Below are 20,639 nucleotides of genomic sequence, written 5' to 3'. Positions count from 1 at the left end.
TTAAAGGAGGAGATCTTGTGGAAATTTTCCAAGCAATATGGCCATTACTTTTAATGTTCGCCATCTTTTATTTCTTATTAATTCGTCCACAGCAAAAGCGTCAAAAAGCTGTACAGCAAATGCAGTCTGAACTGAAGAAAGGTGACAAAGTCATCACAATCGGTGGAATGCACGCTTTAGTTGAAGCAATTGATGAAGGAACAGTTATTGTGAAAACAACAGACGGTTCTAAAATGGTATTTGACCGCGCTGCAATTCGTGAAATCCGTAGCGAAGCGTAATTATAGAAAGAGACTGAGACATAAGTAGTTCAGTCCTTACTATACCTGAACGATTGAGAGTTTCTCACTTTTAATCGTTCAGGTTTTTTGTTAATTGTGAAAACAATGTTGGAAACAGGGTGGAATGGAGCGTAGGACACTCGACTCCTGCGGGAAAGAGAGGGAAACATGAGATCCCGCAGCGCAGCGAGGAAGCTCAGGTTCCTCCCCGCGGAAAGCGAGTGGCCGTAGCGCAATGGAACGAACGTGTTGAGACAAACTAAAGAGATGGGAACAGCTAGTGTTCGTCTTTTAGAAGCAATCATTTTGTTATGTCCCAAACTCTTTTTATGCTGTTCTAGAGCCTGATAAATTGACCCCAATCACACCGCCGAGCATGGCTACCAGTAAAAACCCACCGTGAAATAAAAGCTGCTGAGCTGAAAAGAGCTCGTTGTATCCAAGAAATTGTAGCATAAGCATAAGAACAGAGTAGATAAGACCAGTTGCTCCACCAATCATCCAACCCTTTGAGCCACTTTTTCCACCTGACATAAATCCACCAATAAAGACTGCCAAAAAGGATAAAATAGCAATCCATAGTTGCAAAGCTTGTTCAGTAACAGACGAAAACTTTAACAAAAGTGCTAACAAAAGGCTGATGACAAAACCGATGATAAAGATGATCATTACTCCAAAAAAGATAGCACTGCTCATTCTTTTTGCTTCCATTACTAAAAACCCCCTTATATGTCAAACTGCAATCTTAGTACGAGCATATTCACAAAATGGAAGAAATAGACGCAAAAAAATCCGTCTATTTTTTGTGTTTAAACGAAAACTAGTCAGGAATGTCAAAGTGCGGAGGTTTTTATATGGAGATCGTAACAATGGTTTTTCGTACTATTTTGTTATATTTTATCGTATTAGTCATCTTTAGACTAATGGGTAAGCGTGAAATTGGCGAGCTCAGTATTTTAGACCTTGTCGTGTTTATTATGCTAGCAGAGCTAGCGGTAGTGGCAATTGAAAATACAAATGATCCATTGCATCATAGCTTAGTTCCGATGATCACCTTACTTGTGATTCAAATTGGGTTGGCTCTTTGGTCACTCAAAAGTAATCGCATGCGCAACTTCTTAGACGGTCAGCCGACGGTTATTATTCAAAATGGCGAAATTCGTGAAAAGGAAATGAAAAAGCAGCGCTATAACTTTAACGATTTACTCATACAGCTTCGTGATAAAAATGTGAAGGATATTGCTGACGTTGAATTTGCTATTTTAGAACCTTCTGGCAAGCTTTCTGTTTTTGAAAAAAAGAATAATACCGCTCCTTTTGGAAAAGAAAGCTTAAATCTGCCTTACATTATTGATGGCGTAGTCCAAGAAGAACATTTAGCACTCGATCACCGTACAACGCTATGGCTTCGCCAAGAATTAAAAAAGCTAGGTTATCAAGAAATAAAGAATATTTCATATTGTACCTACAATAATGGCACCTTTTTTGTAGATAAAGTGGACGAACCAAAATAAAGAAGATGAGTATGGTTGCTCATCTTCTTTATTTCTTTTTAAACAGTCGTAGAATTGAAAAGCGGTTGAGCTCTTCTTTCGTAATAAGCTTGAATAGTAATAAAAGAATAACGTATAACAGGCTTGTTAGCATTATAGAGACTAATGTTTGTAGTACAAGTGGAAGGTTGGCAAAAAAATGTGTAAACGCATACTGTCCCACCCATCCAGCAGCTAACATGACGATACAGCTTTTTACATAATCCATGATTTGTAGCTTATACATAATTTGTTTCGTAACGGTTGATAAATGAAGAAGAGTGACGAGCATAGTGCCAACTACAATAGAAAGTCCGGCGCCCATAATGCCGAGAGTAGGCTGAGAAGCTAATAAAAAAATCAATGCGGTTTTCACAGCTGCGCCAATGAAACTGTTAATCATGGCGGCTTTAGCTAGGTCTAAAGCTTGAAGGACGGCCTGAAGGGGTCCTTGAAAGTAAGAGAAGATAAAAAAGGGTGCCATGACTTTAACAAAGATAGCTGCTTTATCTGATCCGTACATCAATTCCATTATGGGGTTAGCGAATACGTATAATACGACAACGGCAAGTCCCCCTGTTATAAACGATAGGCGCAGCGCTTGGTGAAGTCTATACTGAATTTGTTTCATATGGTTCTTTGCATAGGATTCACTGATAGCAGGTACTAGTGCAGTTGAAAGAGAAACGGTAATAAAGGACGGTAGCATTAATAATGGAAGTGCAAAGCCCGTTAATTCTCCGTACTGCTGAGTAGCGACGGTGGTTGCTACTCCAGCAATCGCTAGGCTCTTGGCTACAACAATTGGTTCTAAAAACCAAGAAACTGAACCAATCATACGACTCCCTGTAGTGGGAACAGCGATTCTCATCAAGTCATAAAAGGTATCTTTGCCAGCACGAAGTGATTGAAAAAAGTTACGACGAACGGTTAACTTCTTTTTTCGTTTAAACATATAGAACATATAAAATAGAGATGCCAATTCTCCAAATACAGAAGAGAGCATAGCGCCAGCAGCGGCATATTCAATTCCATAAGGTAAGAATGCCTTTGTACATACAGCGATTAAAGTGATACGAACGACTTGTTCAATGACCTGCGAATAAGCAGCGGGTTTCATTTGCTGAAGACCTTGGAAATAGCCGCGAATAACCGATGAAATAGCGATAATTGGAATAACAGGAATAACCGCTAATAGTGGATATAAGGTACGCTCATCTGTAAAAAAGGTTTTTGCGATAATAGGAGCGAATACTATTAAACTGAGCGTAAATATAAAACTCAATGTACACGTGATGCTTAAAGAAACAACCAGAATCTTTTTAATTTTTCGTTTGTCACCGAGTGCCTGTGCTTCTGCAACTAGCTTTGAAATGGCTACAGGCAATCCTAACTGCGTTAACGTAATAACGAGTACAAGAGTAGGAACAGCCATCATGTATAGGCCAACACCTTCGTTCCCAATCATTCTTGCAATAACAACGCGGTTAATGAATCCGAGAACTCTTGTAATCAATCCAGCTATAATTAAAATAATAGTACCTTGCAAAAATTTAGACATAGATCCTCACTGCTTTCTTGGACAAATTATAATTGATGTAATCCAATATATGCAGGGAATGTGTCCAAGCATGACAAGGAATCAAAGAAATAACAGAGAGCTTGCTGGCTTATATATTTTGCATGCGTGTGAGAAAAGGAGTCGTGAACATGAATTCGATAATATCAGATGAGCAAAAGACAATCATTCAACCAGTAATTGAGAGTAAGCTAGAAGAATTTCATTTAATTGGTTACGAAGACGTAACGGAAGCAGAATTGTGGGGGTATTTGAACCAAAAGAAGTGGAAAAAGCGTCAAGAATTTTCGTTGCATCAGGTTGTTAGTGACGTGTTGACTGTTAAGATTACTGATGTAATGAGCTATGTAACAATTGAATCTTATAAATCAAATATGTTCGAAACTGTTAGTGACAATGAAGATTGGAAAGAATTATTAAAGTAATGCAAATTTTATGGTTCGTCATTTGACAGACCCCTAGTTATCGAAGATAATTAAGTTGGTATTTTACAGCGATCAGCTCATGTGTTTTACATAAGAAGGAGGATTTCTTATTCATGGTTAAAAGAGGACGTATCGTTACCTTTTTCCTCTTAGTACTTTTAATATTTGGTACAATCGGAACAACGGTTACAGGTATTGCAAAAGATATTAAGCTTGGTCTTGATCTTCAAGGTGGGTTTGAAATTTTATATGATGTAAAACCTGCTAAGAAAGGTGATGTCATCGATAACAGTGCACTTAAAAGCACCGTTGAAGCGCTAAATCAGCGTGTGAATGTGCTCGGTGTAAGCGAGCCTAGTATTCAAATTGAAGGAGATGATCGCATTCGCGTACAGTTGGCTGGTGTTACGGATCAGTCACAAGCGCGTGAGCTATTATCAACTGAAGCAAATTTAACCTTCCGTGATGTAAATGACAATATCTTAATGGATGGTTCTGACCTTGCTCAAAATGGTGCAAAACAATCGTTTGATGAAAACAATCAGCCGAGCGTTTCGTTAAAGCTAAAAGATGCGGATAAGTTTAAAGAAGTAACAAAGAAAGTGCTAGATATGGCACCCAATAATTTATTGGTCATCTGGTTAGATTTTGAGGAAGGAAAAGATTCCTATAAGGCAGAAGCAGCTAAGCAAAATCCTAAGTTTTTATCTGCAGCAACTGTAAATCAAGTTTTCTCTCAAAAAGAAGTATCGATTACGGGTGGTAACTTTACAGTTAAAAGTGCTACAGAATTATCAGATCTATTAAATGCAGGCTCTTTGCCTGTTAAATTGGATGAAATTTATTCAACATCTGTCGGGGCTCAATTTGGTGAGAAAGCTCTCGATATGACCGTGTTTGCCGGAGCAATTGGAATTGCTATCATCTTCCTTTTCATGATTGCATTCTACCGTCTACCAGGGCTTATCGCGGTAATTACGCTAAGCTTTTACGTATATTTAAACCTTTTAGTATTCGATCTTATGCATGTTGTTCTTACTCTTCCAGGGATAGCAGCTTTAATTCTTGGAGTCGGGATGGCAGTGGATGCTAATATCATTACATACGAGCGAATTAAAGATGAATTAAGGACAGGCCGATCTGTAATGTCTGCTTTTAAAGCAGGAAATCGTCGTTCCATTGCAACGATTTTCGATGCAAACTTAACAACAATGTTAGCAGCTGTTGTGCTGTTTATCTATGGAACAAGTTCTGTTCAAGGATTTGCGACAACGTTAATGATTGGGATTGTACTGAGCTTTGTGACAGCTGTATATGGAACGAGATTGTTGCTAGCTCTGCTAGTTAACAGCCGTTGGTTAAATAAAAAACCTCACTTATTCGGTGTGAAAAAATCTGAAATTCATGATTTAAGCAAAGACGATGGTCAAACAGTTTTACCAACAGCTTGGGACAGATTTGATTTTGTTAAATACAGAAAACGCTTCTTTGCTTTATCAAGCATCCTTGTTGTAGCTGGAGTTATTGCCTTGCTTATCTTCAAGCTTAACCTAGGAATTGATTTTGCAAGCGGAACGCGAGTTGAAGTAGCAAGTGATAAAGCTTTAACTCAAGAACAGGTAGAAAAGGACATGTCTTCAATTGGATTAGAGTCAGACGATGTGATTATCACGGGTGATGATAAAAAGACGGGAGTTGCCAGCTTTGTAGGTGTACTTTCACAAAAGGAAATTGCTGATTTAAAGGATTACTTCAGTGGAAAGTATGGCTCAGAACCTAACGTAAGTACAGTGTCTCCGACTGTCGGAAAAGAGCTAGCACGCAATGCAATGATTGCGGTATTAATTGCTTCTATTGGAATTATTATTTATGTAGGGTTCCGATTTGAGCTGTATATGGGATTAGCTGCCATTGTAGCCTTACTACATGATGCCTTTTTCATCATTGCTTTCTTCAGTTTAACTCGTCTTGAGGTTGATTTGACATTCATTGCGGCAATCTTAACAATCGTTGGTTATTCAATCAACGATACGATTGTAACGTTTGACCGCATTCGAGAGAATATGAAGAAGTTCAAATCAAAAACGTTTGAGGACTTAAAGTTTATCGTGAACTTAAGTTTGCGTGAGACCCTAACTCGATCGTTGAATACGATTATTACGGTAATTATTGCTGTAGCAGCACTGTTGATTTTTGGAAGTGACTCAATTCTAAACTTCTCTATCGCTCTACTAGTAGGATTAATTGCAGGTACGTACTCATCGATTTTCATTGCCTCTCAGCTGTGGCTTGTATGGAAAGGCAAGCAGCTAGAACGTAAGAGAGTCGTTGAAAACGAAACAGAATAAATGAATGAAAAAGTGCACGGATTATTCCGTGCACTTTTTCTGTGTCTGCCCTTTCAATTCACATCATAAGCTTAGTAGTACAAGAGAATTTTGGGTACGCTAATGAATAATGTCTTTCTAGAAAGGGTGTGAAAAAATGGACAATGAACAGCGGTTTAAAGAAGCACAAACTGCTGCGATGGTAGGGATGGTTGGTAATATTGTCTTGGCTATCATGAAATCGATTGTAGGCGTCATGGCAAACAGTCGAGCACTCATAGCGGACGCCGCCAATTCTGTTTCAGATGTTGCAGGCTCACTTGTGGTTTTTATTGGTGTGAAAATTGCAAAGCAGCCACCTGATGAAGATCATCCTTATGGACATGGAAAAGCTGAATCAATCGCTGCTATTATCGTAGCCGTTCTTTTAGCCATTGTAGGAATTGAAATTTTAACTTCTTCTTTCCAAGCATTTTTTAATCGGATAGAGCCTCCTAAAATTTTTGCTGTCTATGCTCTAGTTGCGGCTATCATTATTAAAGAAGGATTGTACCGCTACACATACCGTATTGGAAAGAAAATAAAAAGTGACGCTGTTATGATTAATGCTCATGATCATCGAGTGGACGTGTTCTCTTCTTTTGCAGCGCTTGTAGGTATTGGAGCTTCTCTTATTGGCGATGAAATTGGGATAGAGTGGTTAGTGTATGCGGATCCTCTCGCAGGATTAATTGTTTCTGTACTTGTGTTAAAAACAGCTTGGACACTAGGAGCAGAGGCTTTTCACAATACGTTGGATCATGTTCTTCATGAGGAAGATATCGCACATTTAAAAGAGATCGTGTTAGGCGTTGAAGGTGTTGAACGAATTGACACGCTTCATGCAAGAGAGCATGGTTACTATGTTATTGTTGATTTGCGTATTTCAGTCGATCCGTTTATCACGGTGAAAAAGGGCCATCAAATTGGAAAAGTAGTAAAAGAGAAGTTACTGGAAGAACCGAATATTCAAGGTGTATTTGTTCATATTAACCCATATTCAGAAAGTTAAGATTAAGCTCACTCATTGCCCGTTTGGGTTGCCTTTAGTATAATTATGTGGGTTAAGGGGTGAGATGAGATATGCTACAGTCAAAGAAGCGTTGGAATGTAAAACATATAGATGATCCACTTGTTGATGAATTTGCAAAGAAACTCAATATTACACCTCTTGTTGCTTCACTGCTTATTAATCGAGGAATTCAAACAGTAGAAGAAGCCTCACAGTTTTTACATATTGAGGATGAATCTTTTCATGACCCATTTCTTTTAGAAGGTATGGAAGAAACGGTTGCGCGCATTCGTCAAGCGATTGAAAACAATGAACGTATTATGATATATGGGGATTATGATGCTGACGGTGTAAGCAGTACGTCCGTTATGCTTTCTGTTTTAGGTCAACTCGGAGCGCAAGTTGATTTTTATATACCCAATCGTTTTACAGAAGGCTACGGCCCAAACGAACAGGCATTTAGACAGATTGGTGATGAAGGATATGGATTAGTTATTACAGTAGATACTGGAATTTCCGCTGTTAAAGAGGCAAAGCTAGCAGCTGAGATAGGGTTTGATTTAATCATTACAGACCACCATGAACCAGGTCCAGAAATTCCGGAAGCCTATGCGATTATCCATCCTAAACTTCCAGGTGGAGGCTATCCATTCAAAGAGCTAGCTGGAGTTGGAGTAGCGTTTAAATTAGCTCACGCTTTGCTCGGTGAAGCTCCTGAACATTTATTGGAGCTAGCTGTCATTGGTACAATTGCTGATTTGGTGCCGCTAGTAGGAGAAAATCGACTAATAGCGAAAAAGGGCTTACGCTATTTAAAAAGTTCAACTCGACCTGGAGTTGAAGCGCTATTAAAAGTGTGCAGTGTGAAGAAAGAAGACATTACGGAAGACACAATTGGTTTTGCCCTTGCTCCAAGAATTAATGCTGTAGGTCGTCTTCAAGATGCGAACCCGGCAGTCGATTTACTTATGTCTGCTCATTATGAAGAAGCAATCGAGTTAGCAAAAGAAATTGATGCTTTAAATAAAGAGCGCCAACAGATTGTAAATGAAATTACGCAAGAAGCAATCGATACTGTAGAAAGCCTATATCCGCCTAGTGAAAATGCAGTCTTAATTATTGAAGGTGAAGGGTGGAACGCAGGAGTTGTTGGAATCGTAGCTTCTCGGTTGGTTGAAAAGTTCTATCGTCCAACTATTGTGTTAAGTCTGGATCACGAAACCGGCTTAGCAAAAGGGTCGGCAAGAAGCATTGCTGGATTTGATTTATTTGCAAACTTATCAAAGAGTCGTGATATTTTACCGCATTTCGGGGGCCACCCGATGGCTGCAGGGATGACGCTTGAAGCGAAGAATGTTGAGCTACTGCGCCAGCGTTTAAATGAACAAGCGCGAGAAGTGCTAACTGAACAAGACTTCATTCCGATTACCTCGATTGATACGATATGCAAAGTTGAGGATATTACAATCGCTGGTATTGAAGAGCTCCAAACACTCGCTCCTTTTGGCATGCATAACCCCAAGCCGAAGGTGCTTGTTGAGCGTGTTACGCCAACATCAATGCGTAAAATCGGCAGTGATAAAAACCATTTAAAGCTTGTTGTAGAAGATAATGGGCTATCAATTGACGTCGTAGGGTTTGGTTTAGGACATGTATTAGATGAAGTCTCTCCGTTAGCCAAAGTATCGTTAGTCGGTGAGCTTTCAATTAACGAATGGAATAATATACGCAAGCCACAGCTCATGATTGAAGATGTAGCAGTGAGTGAATGGCAGCTTTTTGATTATCGTAATTCATTTGATATGAAGAGATTCTTTCAAGAAATTTTCACGAAAGAAATGGATATCGTGACGTTTAATCAACAAACCGTTCAAAAGCATGCAGCGATTTTGCCGATGGATCAAGTCGTTGAGATTTCGACAGATGAACAAGCTAGTCTATATAATTCAGCTGATAAACAAATGATTCTTTTAGATTTACCAGATTCAAAAGAGAGGTTAAATCTCTTATTTGCTGAAGGAAAGCCGGCTCGAATTTATGCGATGTTCGTAACGGAAAATGATAGTTATTTTGATACGATTCCGACTCGTGAACATTTTAAGTGGTTTTATGGACTGCTGGCTAAAAGAAGCCCGTTTGATTTAAAACACTATAAAGAAGAGATTGCCATTCATAAAGGCTGGACAAAAGATACAATTGATTTTATCTGCCAGGTGTTTTTCGAACTAGAATTTGTTACAATAAACAATGGTCTAATTTCGCTAGTGAAAAATAGTCCTAAACGTGATTTAATAGAGTCTGTGACTTATCGCAAGAAACAGCAACAAATTGAAATGGAAAAAAACTTTATTTATAGTTCATATGCACAGTTAAAAAGTGAGTTTGAGAAGCTTCTTGCAAGTGCGGATGAATGAGGAGGCAACATTAGAATGAATTTTAAAGATTATATTACAATTGTACCTGACTGGCCAAAACCAGGTATTAAGTTTAAAGATATCTCAACATTAATGGATAATGGTGAAGCGTATCGTGCAGCGACAGATGAAATCATGAAGTATGCAAAAGATAAAGAAATTGATATCATCGTTGGGCCTGAAGCACGTGGGTTTATCGTTGGTTGTCCAGTTGCGTATGCGCTAGGTGTGGGCTTTGCACCAGTTCGTAAAGAAGGTAAATTACCTCGTGAGGTAATTAAAGTTGATTATGGCTTAGAATATGGAAAAGACGTATTAACAATCCATAAAGATGCAATTAAGCCAGGGCAACGCGTATTAATTACAGACGACTTATTAGCAACAGGTGGAACAATTGAAGCAACAATTAAACTAGTTGAAGAACTAGGCGGAGTAGTTGCTGGCATTGCGTTCCTTATTGAGTTATCATACTTAGATGGACGCGAAAAGCTAAAAGGGTACGACGTATTTACATTAATGACGTACTAATGAACGGATTTATAATCAAACAGAGAAGAGGCTGGGACATAAGTAATTCAGCCAATGATAAACCTGAACGATTGAGAGTTTCTCACTTTTAATCGTTCAGGTTTTTTGCTGATTGTGAAAACAATGTTGGAAACAGGGTGGAATGGAGCGTTGGACACTCGACTCCTGCGGGAAAGCGAGTGGCCGTAGCGCAATGGAACGAACGTGTTGAGACAAATCAAAGAGATGAGAACAGCTAGTGTTCGTCTTTTAGAAGCAATCATTTTGTTATGTCCCAAACTCTTTTTTGTTTAATACGAAGAAAGCAAAAGATTGAAATGTGACTTTATTTGATAAATTATTACCAAAGGCTTTACATCTCTATTAATTTTCATGATAATAGTTACAATATGAATTAATAAAAATGCTAGTTGATAAAGGTGATTTCATGGCAAATGAGCAAGTCCTAACAGCAGAACAGGTCATTGATAATTCGAGACGGTATTTGGATGAAGAGGATGTTGCGTTTGTTCAAGCAGCATATGATTTTGCAAAAGAAGCACATAAAGAGCAATATCGTAAATCAGGAGAACAGTATATCATTCATCCTATACAGGTTGCAGGGATTTTAGTTGATCTTGACATGGATCCAGCCACAATTGCAGCTGGATTCTTACACGATGTCGTTGAAGATACAGAGATAACGCTAAAAGATTTAGAGAAAGCTTTCAACTCAGAAGTTTCAATGTTAGTAGACGGTGTTACAAAACTTGGGAAAATTAAATATAAATCAAAAGAAGAGCAGCAGGCAGAAAACCATCGCAAAATGTTTGTTGCAATGGCACAAGATATTCGCGTTATTTTAATTAAGTTAGCCGACCGTTTGCATAATATGCGTACATTAAAGCATTTACCACAAGAGAAACAGCGCCGCATTTCAAACGAAACGCTGGAGATTTTTGCACCGCTTGCTCATCGCTTGGGGATTTCAAAGATTAAGTGGGAGCTTGAAGACACAGCTCTGCGCTATTTAAATCCGCAGCAGTATTATCGAATTGTAAACTTGATGAAGAAAAAGCGAGCAGAGCGCGAACAGTACTTAGAAGAAGTTATTGATGAAGTACGCGAGAACGTTGATGATGTGTCGATTAAAGTTGAGATTTCAGGTAGACCAAAGCATATCTATTCAATCTATCGCAAAATGGCCCTTCAAAATAAGCAGTTTAATGAAATCTATGATTTGCTTGCAGTGCGTATTATTGTAGACAGCATTAAAGATTGCTATGCGGTACTTGGTATTATCCACACCTGTTGGAAACCAATGCCTGGCCGCTTTAAAGATTATATTGCAATGCCAAAGCAAAATATGTATCAGTCTCTTCATACAACTGTTATTGGCCCAAAAGGCGATCCCTTGGAAGTTCAGATTCGTACTTTTGATATGCATCAAATTGCAGAGTATGGAATTGCTGCACATTGGGCTTATAAAGAAGGCAAGTCAACGGAACATGCATCTTTCGAAGAGAAGTTGACTTGGTTCCGCGAAATTTTAGAGTTCCAAAATGACGCTAATGATGCAGAAGAGTTCATGGAATCATTGAAAATTGACTTATTTTCGGACATGGTCTATATTTTTACGCCAAAAGGCGATGTGATTGAATTACCGTCTGGTTCAGTTCCGATTGACTTTGCATATCGCATTCACTCAGAAATTGGGAATAAAACAATCGGTGCGAAAGTCAATGGAAAGATGGTCACGCTGGATTATCGTCTAAAAACGGGAGATATCATTGAAATTTTAACATCTAAGCATTCCTATGGACCAAGTAAAGATTGGCTGAAGCTTGCTCAAACATCTCAGGCAAAAAACAAGATACGTCAGTTCTTTAAGAAGCAAAGCCGAGATGAAAATATTGAAAAAGGCAAAGAGCTTGTTGAAAAAGAAATTCGTCAAATGGAATTTGACGTAAAAGAAGTATTAACAACCGATAATATTAAACGAGTAGCCGAAAAGTTTAACTTCTCAAATGAAGATGATATGTATGCAGCAATTGGATATAACGGTTTAACTGCTGCTCAGGTTGCGAATCGTTTGACAGAGAAATGGCGAAAGCAGCGTGATCAAGAGCAGGAAGTGCAGGTAGATGATCTGGCTCGAGATACGGCAGCGAAGCGTGTACGTCAGCATAAGCGCAAAGACTCTGGTGTTATTGTACCAGGTGTTGAAAATATGCTTATTCGTTTATCGAAATGCTGTAATCCAGTTCCTGGTGATGAGATTGTAGGATTCATTACAAAGGGTCGGGGAGTATCTGTTCACCGCGCAGACTGTTTAAATGTCCATACGGAGGATTCGGAAAATCGTTTAATTCCAGTTGAGTGGGAAACGCATATTAAAGAAGGTAAAGAATTTAACGTCGAGATTGAGATATCTGGTTATGATCGTCGCGGCTTGTTAAACGAAGTGCTTCAAGCTGTCAATGAAACAAAAACCAATATTTCAGCCGTCTCTGGTCGATCGGATCGAAATAAAATGGCAACCATTAATATGTCAATCTCTATTCATAACATTAGTCATCTTCATAAAGTTGTTGAACGAATTAAGCAAATTCGTGATATCTATTCGGTTCGTCGTATTATGCATTAAGAAAGGTACGTGAAGAATGAAGGTTGTAGTGCAGCGTGCAAAAGAAGCAAATGTTACCGTTGAAGGTGAAGTCGTTGGTGAAATTAGCAAAGGCTTTATGCTCTTAGTAGGAGTTACGCATGAAGATGAAATGAAAGATGCGGATTACCTTGCAGATAAAATAGTCAACCTACGAGTGTTTGAAGATGAAACAGGAAAAATGAATCACTCATTGCTCGATATTGAAGGTGAAATTCTATCTGTTTCGCAGTTTACGTTATATGGTGATTGTCGAAAAGGAAGACGCCCAAATTTTATGGGAGCGGCAAAGCCAGACAAAGCGCTTACGCTGTATAATTATTTTAACGAGCAGCTAGAAAAAAAGGGAGTTCGTGTTCAAACCGGCTCGTTTGGAGCAATGATGGACGTTAGCTTCACCAATGATGGGCCTGTTACGTTAATTATTGAAAGCAAAGATAAATAAATGATTAAAAAAGCGTCTGTTGCATCATGTGCAAACAGGCGCTTTTTCTATTGTTGCTTGAAGTATTGCTGAATTCCTACGGCTACTTGGTGAGCGACTCTTCGCTGATACCCAACGGAATTAATGTAGGTTTCCTCACGCTTATTACTTAAAAAACCTAGCTCTAATAAAATGCTTGGGCGCTTATTTTCACGCAGCACGTAGTAGTCTCCAAAACGCACTCCTTTGTCCTTTAAGTCACTGTGATGGACAAGTGAAGCGTGGATAGAGCCAGCTAGAATAGAGTCTTGGTTATCATGGTAAAAGTACGTGATGAGTCCTGTTAAGTCAGGGTTAGCAACGCTGTTATAATGAATGCTAATATATAAATCAGCGCTGTTTGAAGCTAGAATACGATTGGACAGCTCTACATATGAATCGTCTGTTCTTGTTAATTTTACGGTGGCACCATCGTTTTGAAGCTCTTCTTGTACGAAACGAGCAGTTCGGAGCGTTAAGTCCTTTTCATACGTACCTTGTGTACCTATGGCCCCTTTATCTTTCCCACCGTGTCCGGGATCTAAAATGATGGTTTTCCCTTTTAAATAATCTGTAGGTGCGTTTTGGATAACAGGTGTAGATTTTAGCTCAATTTGCTGCTGTGGAGAGAGGTTGTTAAAGTCTAATAACGCTGTATGTGGTTTAGAAATCCAGCCTTCAAGGTCTTGAAATTGTACAAAAAGCCAATTTCCCTGCTGATCTATAACGCTAACCCGATCATTTTGCTTAAGTGTTGCTGAAATGGAAAAAGCTAAACCTGGTCCTGTTCGAACATGTAAGGTATCGGCTGTAACGATTCTAGGTGAAAAACTCGGAGATTCTGGCTCATCGAAGGAAGAGAGACAAACGAGTATGATAACAGACAACAAGAAATAAAGTTTAGATGAACGAAAAAAAGCGATACGTATCCCTCCTTTATCACAGACTAAGTAATTCGAGGTTGTGAAAAAAAATCCTTTCATTTATGAAAGATGTCGACTTTTTTGGCAATGCTATAAAGAGCATATTTAGTGTGAAAGCACTTAGAAAGAAGGGATACGTACATGAAATTTAGTGATAAAGGAGAGCATTCCTTTCAACAAAATCAGTCGCTTTTCGGCATGCAGTTCCACGACTTCGTAGATAAAGAAAAGGATGCTTCGTCAATTGAATTAGCGTCTGAATTTGGTTTGTCGCTTCGAGATGTGCAAAAGCTTAGGAAACAGCTAAACCGCTCATAATTCATTTCGTTTCCAACTTACCAATAATTTATGGCCGTGAAGTTCTTGACAACTGTTCATTTCATTCGTAATATAGTAAACAATTGCTATATTTTAATGAAAGGCTATTACATAGCTTAATTTTATATGAATAGAACCTATGATGAAGAAAAGTAATTGAGATGACACATGGAGAGAGAAAAAATGCCTTGGGCTGAAAGCATTTTACATGATGACTCAATGAATGAACACTTCGGAGGTTTCGCTCTGAAAGCACGGTTAGTAGGAGCTGAACGGTTTCGTACGTTAACGAATGAGTGGAAGTGTACAGCATGTATGCTTCAATTAGGGTGGTACCACGTGATTTAAACTCTCGTCCCTACTAGTTGCTAGTAGAGATGAGAGTTTTTTTGTTATAGAAAATGAAGTTATAGGAGGCATATGACGCTTTATGTCAGTTCAAATACCAAGAGGAACTCAAGATATCTTACCAGGAAAAGTAGAATACTGGCAGTTTGTGGAGCAAAAAGCTCGTGAAATCTGTCGTGCATTTAACTACAAAGAAATTCGTACACCAATGTTTGAGCATACGGAGTTATTTCAGCGTGGTGTGGGAGAAACAACTGATATTGTTCAAAAAGAAATGTATACCTTCAAAGACCGAGGGGATAGAAGCTTAACGCTTCGTCCGGAAGGAACTGCTGCTGTTGGACGTTCTTACGTAACGCATAAAATGTTTGGAAATCCAAATCAACCAACGAAGCTTTTCTATATTGGTCCCATGTTCCGATATGAAAGACCGCAAGCAGGGCGCTTCCGCCAATTCGTTCAGTTTGGTGTTGAAGCTCTTGGAGTAAACGATCCAGCTATTGATGCAGAAGTGTTAGCGTTATTAATGAATTTTTACCAATCGCTAGGTTTAAAAAAGCTAAAGCTAGTTGTAAACAGCCTGGGAGATACGGAAAGTCGTCAAGCGCATCGCCAAGCGCTAATTGATCATTTCTCTCCGCGTATCGGTGAGTTTTGTAGCGATTGTCAAAATCGTTTGCACAAAAACCCACTTCGCATTTTAGATTGTAAGAAAGATCGTGACCATGAGCTTATGAACACAGCGCCGTCTATCTTAGAGTATTTAAATGACTATTCAAAAGAGTACTTCGAAAGCGTACAGCAATACTTAACAGATTTAGATATTGAGTATGTCGTTGACCCAACGTTAGTTCGCGGATTAGATTACTACAATCACACAGCGTTTGAGTTAATGAGTGAAGCAGATGGATTTGGTGCTATCACTACGCTATGTGGCGGAGGACGTTATAACGGACTTATTCAAGAAATTGGTGGACCTGAAACGCCAGGAATTGGGTTTGCTTTAAGTATTGAGCGCTTATTGTCAGCATTAGAAGCTGAAAACATTGAGCTTCCAGTTGAAAAAGGCATTGATTGCTATGTTGTAACACTTGGTGATGCAGCAAAAGCAAAATCAGTCGCGCTTGTTAATAAACTACGAAAAGCAGGATTTGTAGCAGAAAAAGATTATCAAGATAAAAAAGTAAAAGGTCAATTCAAATCAGCAGATCGTTTGGAAGCAAAATACGTAGTGGTCCTTGGTGATGATGAATTAGCTAAAGGCGTAGCCAACGTCAAAGATATGGCACTAGGCGAGCAAGAAGAAGTGAAGTTAGAAGAGCTAGTAGCTTACTTAGAGAACAAAGCTTAAGGAGGAACAGTCATGACAAAACGTTCATATTACTGTGGTGACGTAACGGAAACGGCCATTGGTGAAAAAGTATTGTTAAAAGGTTGGGTGCAAAAACGCCGTGATTTAGGAGGGTTAATCTTTATCGATTTACGTGATCGAGGAGGCTTAGTACAAGTCGTATTTAACCCTGAGGTATCACAAGAAGCGCTTGAAATTGCAGAAAACGTTCGTAACGAGTATGTATTACAAGTTGAGGGGAAAGTAGTCGGCAGACAAGAAGGAACGATTAACCCGAACTTAAAAACAGGTAAAATCGAAATTCACGCTGAGCGTATTACGGTATTAAATGAAGCAAAGACGCCTCCATTTGCTCTTAATGATCAAACGGATGTATCAGAAGATGTTCGTTTAAAATATCGTTATTTAGATCTTCGTCGTCCAGAAATGTTTTCAACGTTAAAGATGAGAAGTGACGTTACAAAAACAATTCGTAATTTCTTAGATGATAACGACTTCTTAGATGTAGAAACACCAATTCTAACAAAAAGTACGCCAGAAGGTGCTCGTGATTATCTTGTACCAAGCCGCGTGCACCCAGGTGAATTTTACGCGCTTCCGCAGTCGCCACAAATCTTTAAACAGCTGTTAATGGTAAGCGGCGTAGAGCGCTACTATCAGATTGCGCGATGCTTCCGTGATGAAGATTTACGTGCTGATCGTCAACCTGAATTTACGCAAGTCGATATTGAAACTTCTTTCTTAACGCAAGAAGAAATCATGACATTGACAGAAGAAATGATGTCAAAAGTGATGAAAAATGTAAAAGGATTAGATATTCAAACACCTTTTCCACGCATTTCTTATGATGAAGCAATGAGTCGCTTTGGTTCTGATAAGCCAGATACGCGCTTTGCTATGGAGCTTGTCGATTTATCTGAGCTTGTAAAAGATTGCGGGTTTAAAGTGTTCAGTGCCGCGGTAGAAAGCGGTGGGCAAGTTAAAGCAATTAACGTTAAAGGAGCTGCGGGGAATTATTCTCGTAAAGATATCGATGCGTTAACAGATTTTGTGAAGATTTACGGTGCGAAAGGTCTTGCATGGCTAAAAGTTGAAGCTGAAGGACTGAAAGGACCAATTAGTAAATTCTTTAACGAAGAAGAACAAGCGCAGTTTATGAGCACGCTACAGGTTGAAGAAGGCGATTTATTATTATTTGTTGCAGATAAAAAATCAGTAGTGGCAGATGCATTAGGTGCGCTCCGATTAAAGCTGGCTAAAGAGCTTGGCCTAATTGATGAGTCACTATTTAACTTCCTGTGGGTAACAGATTGGCCACTTCTTGAGCATGATGAAGAAGAAGGTCGTTACTATGCAGCTCACCATCCGTTTACAATGCCGGTTCGTGAAGACTTACCACAGTTAGAAACGAATCCAGGTGCCGTTCGCGCTCAAGCGTATGATCTTGTTCTAAACGGCTATGAGCTTGGTGGTGGATCACTGCGTATTTATGAGCGTGACATTCAAGAACAAATGTTTAAAACGCTTGGCTTTACGCTTGAAGAAGCGCATGAACAATTTGGTTTCTTACTTGAAGCATTTGAATACGGTACACCTCCTCACGGTGGAATTGCATTAGGACTTGATCGTCTTGTTATGCTGCTTGCTGGACGTACGAACCTTCGTGATACGATTGCATTCCCGAAAACAGCAAGTGCAAGCTGTCTACTAACAAACGCACCGGGTGAAGTAAGCGAAGCTCAGCTTGAGGAACTAAATCTAGATATTCGAAAAGCAAAAACAGAAGCATAATATTGCAAAACAAAATCTTCTGTGATAAGATACTTTCAAGAACAATAGAGTCCTGATATGTTCGTCTTTACAACAGTTTTGACCGAACAATTTGTTGCTTGGGAACTCGGAGTTTTTATACAGCGTACATGCCTTTTCTAAGGACTTACAGTGTGTAAAACAGAGTACCCACCTGCCGAGAGCGGGTTCAAAACGAAAGCATTAAGACGGCATTATTGGGACTAGCCTACATAAAAACCTTCTCTGTCGTATAGAGAAGGTTTTTTTATGAGTTTTAATACGTAAACCGATAGACATGCTTGCTTTTGAAGAAAAGTGTGTTATAGTCTAATTCGTATAAAATCATTATGCAAGCATTTGCGATGATAGAAAAACTTGAAAAGTATACACTACTAAAAAGTGTTGAAATAGAAAGGCGGAGTGTTGAAACAATGTTGCATCAATTTTCACGTAATGAACTAGCGATTGGGAAAGATGGCTTAGCAACTTTAAAAGGGAGTACAGTAGCTATTTTAGGAATTGGAGGCGTTGGTTCGTTTTCGGCAGAGGCGCTTGCTCGTTCAGGTGTTGGACGATTAATTTTGGTTGATAAAGACGATGTGGATATCACAAACGTAAATCGTCAAATTCATGCTTTATTATCAACAGTAGGTAAACCTAAGGCAGATTTAATGCGCGATCGAATTCTTGATATTAATCCTGAGTGTGAAGTCATCTCGTTAAAAATGTTTTATACAGAAGAAACATATGAGCAGTTTTTTAGCTATGAACCTGATTTTGTGGTTGATGCTTCTGATACTATTTCGTATAAAATTCATTTAATGAAAGAGTGTTTAAAGCGAAATATCCCGATAATCTCAAGCATGGGCGCTGCTAATAAAATGGATCCAACGCGCTTTAAAATTGCTGATATTTCAAAAACTCATACGGACCCAATTGCGAAAGTCGTGCGTACGCGACTTCGTAAAGAAGGAGTTCGCAAAGGAATTAACGTTGTCTTTTCTGATGAAAGACCAATCGTCATTCGTGAAGAAATCCGTAAAGAAGTAGGAAACGATGCAGCGGAAATTCGCAAAGCCAAAATGCCACCATCATCAAATGCATTTGTTCCCTCTGTTGCAGGTTTAATCATGGCTGGACACGTCATTAATGAACTGCTAGCAGACGTAACAATTAAGCGTGTTGGCGACGATAAGTAATAAAAAGCCCCAGTAGGCAGTGCCTTAAAAAATAAAGTTTACCTTTATCTTTTTTAAGGCACTGCCTCTTTGGGGCTTTTTTCATGGAGATAAATTTTTATAAACCTGTGCCAATGCTTGTTCGAATTTTCCTGTTCTCTTTGGCTCATAATAGCGTTTATTCTTTATTTTATCAGGAAGGTATTGCTGTTTAACCCAGCCGTTTTCAAAGTCGTGAGGGTATTGATAATTCTGTGCTCTCCCTAGCTTAGCTGCTCCTTTATAATGACCGTCTTTTAAATGGTTTGGGACGTCCCCGGATAAACCTTTTTTAATATCAGCAATAGCAGCGTCAAGCGCTTTGTAAGCTGAGTTGGACTTTGGAGATAAACAAAGTTCAATAACAGCGTTGGCTAATGGTATACGAGCTTCTGGAAAGCCTAGCCTCTCAGCTGATTCAATGGCAGACAGTGTTCTTGCACCGGCTTGAGGGCTTGCTAGTCCAACATCTTCGTACGCAATGACTAAAAGTCGTCTGTTAATACTCACTAAATCACCAGCTTCAATCAGTCTCCCTAAATAATGAAGCGCAGCGTTTACGTCGCTTCCACGAATGGATTTTTGAAATGCTGAAAGTACGTCGTAATGAGCATCTCCATCTTTATCGTGTGAAAAGTATTTTTGTTGCAAGCACTGCTCGGCAATGTCAAGCGTGATATGGATGACGCCTTCCTCATTTTCATCCGTAGATAAAATAGCAAGCTCAAGGGCATTTAGCGCGGAACGAACATCACCGTTACAGCTTGTTGTAAAATGAAGCATTGCATCACGATCAACCTGAACATTTTGATTTCCATATCCGCGTTCTTTATCATGCAGTGCTCGGTTCAGCGCTTGTTCAATATCATCTGGCTCTAACGATTTTAGTTCAAAGATTTGACACCGGCTTCGAATTGCGGGGTTAATAGCGTGATAAGGGTTGCTTGTTGTAGCACCAATTAACGTAATGAGTCCGTTTTCTAGATAAGGAAGTAAAAAGTCTTGTTTTCCTTTATCTAGTCGATGTACTTCGTCTAGTAGTAAAATTACTTTCCCGGACATTTTTGCTTCCTCGGCGACAATTTCCATATCTTTTTTATTATTCACAACCGCATTTAGCTGTCGAAAAGCTGTTTTGGTTGTTTTAGCAATAGCTGTAGCAATAGATGTTTTCCCTACACCGGGCGGACCGTATAGAATCATTGAGCTTAGGTGGTTGGCTTTGACCATTCGATAAATCATTTTGTCTTTTCCAACAAGATGCTGCTGTCCAATAATTTCATTGATATCTTTAGGACGCATGCGAAATGCAAGCGGGTTATTATTCATGCAGTGACCTCCTTTTAGAATTAAATATATAGTTTGATTTTACTGTATCATATCTAAAAAAGTGTTGAAATTTCTCTCATAGGGATAGTATGATATAATGTCAACAGTATAACGTTTT

The 20,639-nt window shown here is 39.0% G+C and carries 17 protein-coding genes, 1 other RNA gene and 1 other annotated feature; of the genes, 14 read left to right on the top strand and 4 right to left on the bottom strand.

Features of this window, described 5'->3' with window-relative positions:
• Positions 1-17 precede the first annotated feature (17 nt).
• Positions 18-281, top strand: coding sequence for a preprotein translocase subunit YajC (gene yajC, locus MKZ18_RS17565; RefSeq protein ID WP_025908505.1), 264 nt, complete (start codon positions 18-20; stop codon positions 279-281).
• A gap of 327 nt (positions 282-608) precedes the next feature.
• On the opposite strand, the gene MKZ18_RS17560 is transcribed toward yajC, so the two are convergent.
• Positions 609-992 carry a TIGR04086 family membrane protein gene (locus tag MKZ18_RS17560; protein WP_025911747.1) on the bottom strand — a complete coding sequence of 128 codons (384 nt, stop codon included), beginning with the start codon at positions 990-992 and terminating at the stop codon, positions 609-611.
• A 143-nt stretch (positions 993-1,135) separates the two neighbouring features.
• On the opposite strand from MKZ18_RS17560, the gene MKZ18_RS17555 reads away from it, so the two are divergent.
• A complete protein-coding gene (locus MKZ18_RS17555) occupies positions 1,136-1,795 on the top strand; it encodes a DUF421 domain-containing protein (protein ID WP_061784987.1) in 660 nt (219 codons plus the stop codon).
• 28 nt (positions 1,796-1,823) lie between these two features.
• On the opposite strand, the gene spoVB is transcribed toward MKZ18_RS17555, so the two are convergent.
• Positions 1,824-3,374, bottom strand: coding sequence for a stage V sporulation protein B (spoVB, locus tag MKZ18_RS17550; protein ID WP_025911743.1), 1,551 nt, complete (start codon positions 3,372-3,374; stop codon positions 1,824-1,826).
• 149 nt (positions 3,375-3,523) lie between these two features.
• Between spoVB and MKZ18_RS17545 the strand changes: the two genes are divergently transcribed.
• From MKZ18_RS17545 to dtd, 7 genes are all read left to right on the top strand, one after another.
• Positions 3,524-3,817, top strand: a complete 294-nt coding sequence (locus MKZ18_RS17545) for a post-transcriptional regulator (protein WP_025911741.1) — start codon at positions 3,524-3,526, stop codon at positions 3,815-3,817.
• A 113-nt stretch (positions 3,818-3,930) separates the two neighbouring features.
• Entirely contained in the window at positions 3,931-6,165 is a 2,235-nt protein-coding gene (gene secDF / locus MKZ18_RS17540; protein WP_025911740.1) for a protein translocase subunit SecDF, read from the top strand.
• 136 nt (positions 6,166-6,301) lie between these two features.
• Positions 6,302-7,195, top strand: a complete 894-nt coding sequence (locus MKZ18_RS17535; protein ID WP_025911738.1) for a cation diffusion facilitator family transporter — start codon at positions 6,302-6,304, stop codon at positions 7,193-7,195.
• A 71-nt stretch (positions 7,196-7,266) separates the two neighbouring features.
• The gene (gene recJ, locus MKZ18_RS17530; protein ID WP_025911737.1) at positions 7,267-9,609 is read left to right on the top strand and encodes a single-stranded-DNA-specific exonuclease RecJ; all 2,343 of its coding nucleotides are present in this window, start codon (positions 7,267-7,269) and stop codon (positions 9,607-9,609) included.
• A 15-nt stretch (positions 9,610-9,624) separates the two neighbouring features.
• On the top strand, positions 9,625-10,137 hold the full coding sequence (locus tag MKZ18_RS17525) for an adenine phosphoribosyltransferase (RefSeq protein WP_076512678.1): 513 nt from the start codon (positions 9,625-9,627) through the stop codon (positions 10,135-10,137).
• Between the two features lie 427 nt (positions 10,138-10,564).
• Positions 10,565-12,763 (top strand): RelA/SpoT family protein, encoded by a 2,199-nt coding sequence (locus MKZ18_RS17520; RefSeq protein WP_340842174.1) that lies wholly within the window; start codon positions 10,565-10,567, stop codon positions 12,761-12,763.
• A 16-nt stretch (positions 12,764-12,779) separates the two neighbouring features.
• A complete protein-coding gene (dtd, locus tag MKZ18_RS17515; protein WP_025911732.1) occupies positions 12,780-13,226 on the top strand; it encodes a D-aminoacyl-tRNA deacylase in 447 nt (148 codons plus the stop codon).
• Positions 13,227-13,273: 47 nt separating this feature from the next.
• Here dtd and MKZ18_RS17510 read toward each other — a convergent pair whose 3' ends face one another.
• Complete coding sequence (locus tag MKZ18_RS17510) at positions 13,274-14,131, bottom strand: N-acetylmuramoyl-L-alanine amidase (RefSeq protein WP_251385190.1); 858 nt, start codon at positions 14,129-14,131, stop codon at positions 13,274-13,276.
• Positions 14,132-14,308: 177 nt separating this feature from the next.
• Between MKZ18_RS17510 and MKZ18_RS17505 the strand changes: the two genes are divergently transcribed.
• The 5 genes from MKZ18_RS17505 to MKZ18_RS17485 all read left to right on the top strand — a co-directional run bounded on the left by MKZ18_RS17505 (position 14,309) and on the right by MKZ18_RS17485 (position 19,174).
• Positions 14,309-14,485, top strand: a complete 177-nt coding sequence (locus MKZ18_RS17505) for a hypothetical protein (RefSeq protein WP_035321387.1) — start codon at positions 14,309-14,311, stop codon at positions 14,483-14,485.
• 130 nt (positions 14,486-14,615) lie between these two features.
• Positions 14,616-14,848, top strand: a binding site (T-box leader).
• Between the two features lie 67 nt (positions 14,849-14,915).
• Positions 14,916-16,184, top strand: a complete 1,269-nt coding sequence (gene hisS / locus MKZ18_RS17500) for a histidine--tRNA ligase (RefSeq protein WP_061784990.1) — start codon at positions 14,916-14,918, stop codon at positions 16,182-16,184.
• Positions 16,185-16,196: 12 nt separating this feature from the next.
• On the top strand, positions 16,197-17,975 hold the full coding sequence (aspS, locus tag MKZ18_RS17495; RefSeq protein WP_025911729.1) for an aspartate--tRNA ligase: 1,779 nt from the start codon (positions 16,197-16,199) through the stop codon (positions 17,973-17,975).
• Positions 17,976-18,021: 46 nt separating this feature from the next.
• Positions 18,022-18,201, top strand: a non-coding RNA gene (gene ssrS / locus MKZ18_RS17490) — 6S RNA.
• Positions 18,202-18,406: 205 nt separating this feature from the next.
• Positions 18,407-19,174 carry a tRNA threonylcarbamoyladenosine dehydratase gene (locus MKZ18_RS17485; protein WP_025911728.1) on the top strand — a complete coding sequence of 256 codons (768 nt, stop codon included), beginning with the start codon at positions 18,407-18,409 and terminating at the stop codon, positions 19,172-19,174.
• Between the two features lie 81 nt (positions 19,175-19,255).
• Here MKZ18_RS17485 and MKZ18_RS17480 read toward each other — a convergent pair whose 3' ends face one another.
• On the bottom strand, positions 19,256-20,521 hold the full coding sequence (locus MKZ18_RS17480) for a replication-associated recombination protein A (RefSeq protein ID WP_061784991.1): 1,266 nt from the start codon (positions 20,519-20,521) through the stop codon (positions 19,256-19,258).
• Positions 20,522-20,639 lie beyond the last annotated feature (118 nt).

It is taken from the genome of Priestia sp. FSL W8-0001 (assembly GCF_038050335.1).
GTDB classification, from domain to species: Bacteria; Bacillota; Bacilli; order Bacillales; family Bacillaceae_H; genus Priestia; species Priestia flexa.
Note: the sequence above shows the minus strand (reverse complement) of the source record. Positions and strands in the feature narration are given on the sequence as shown.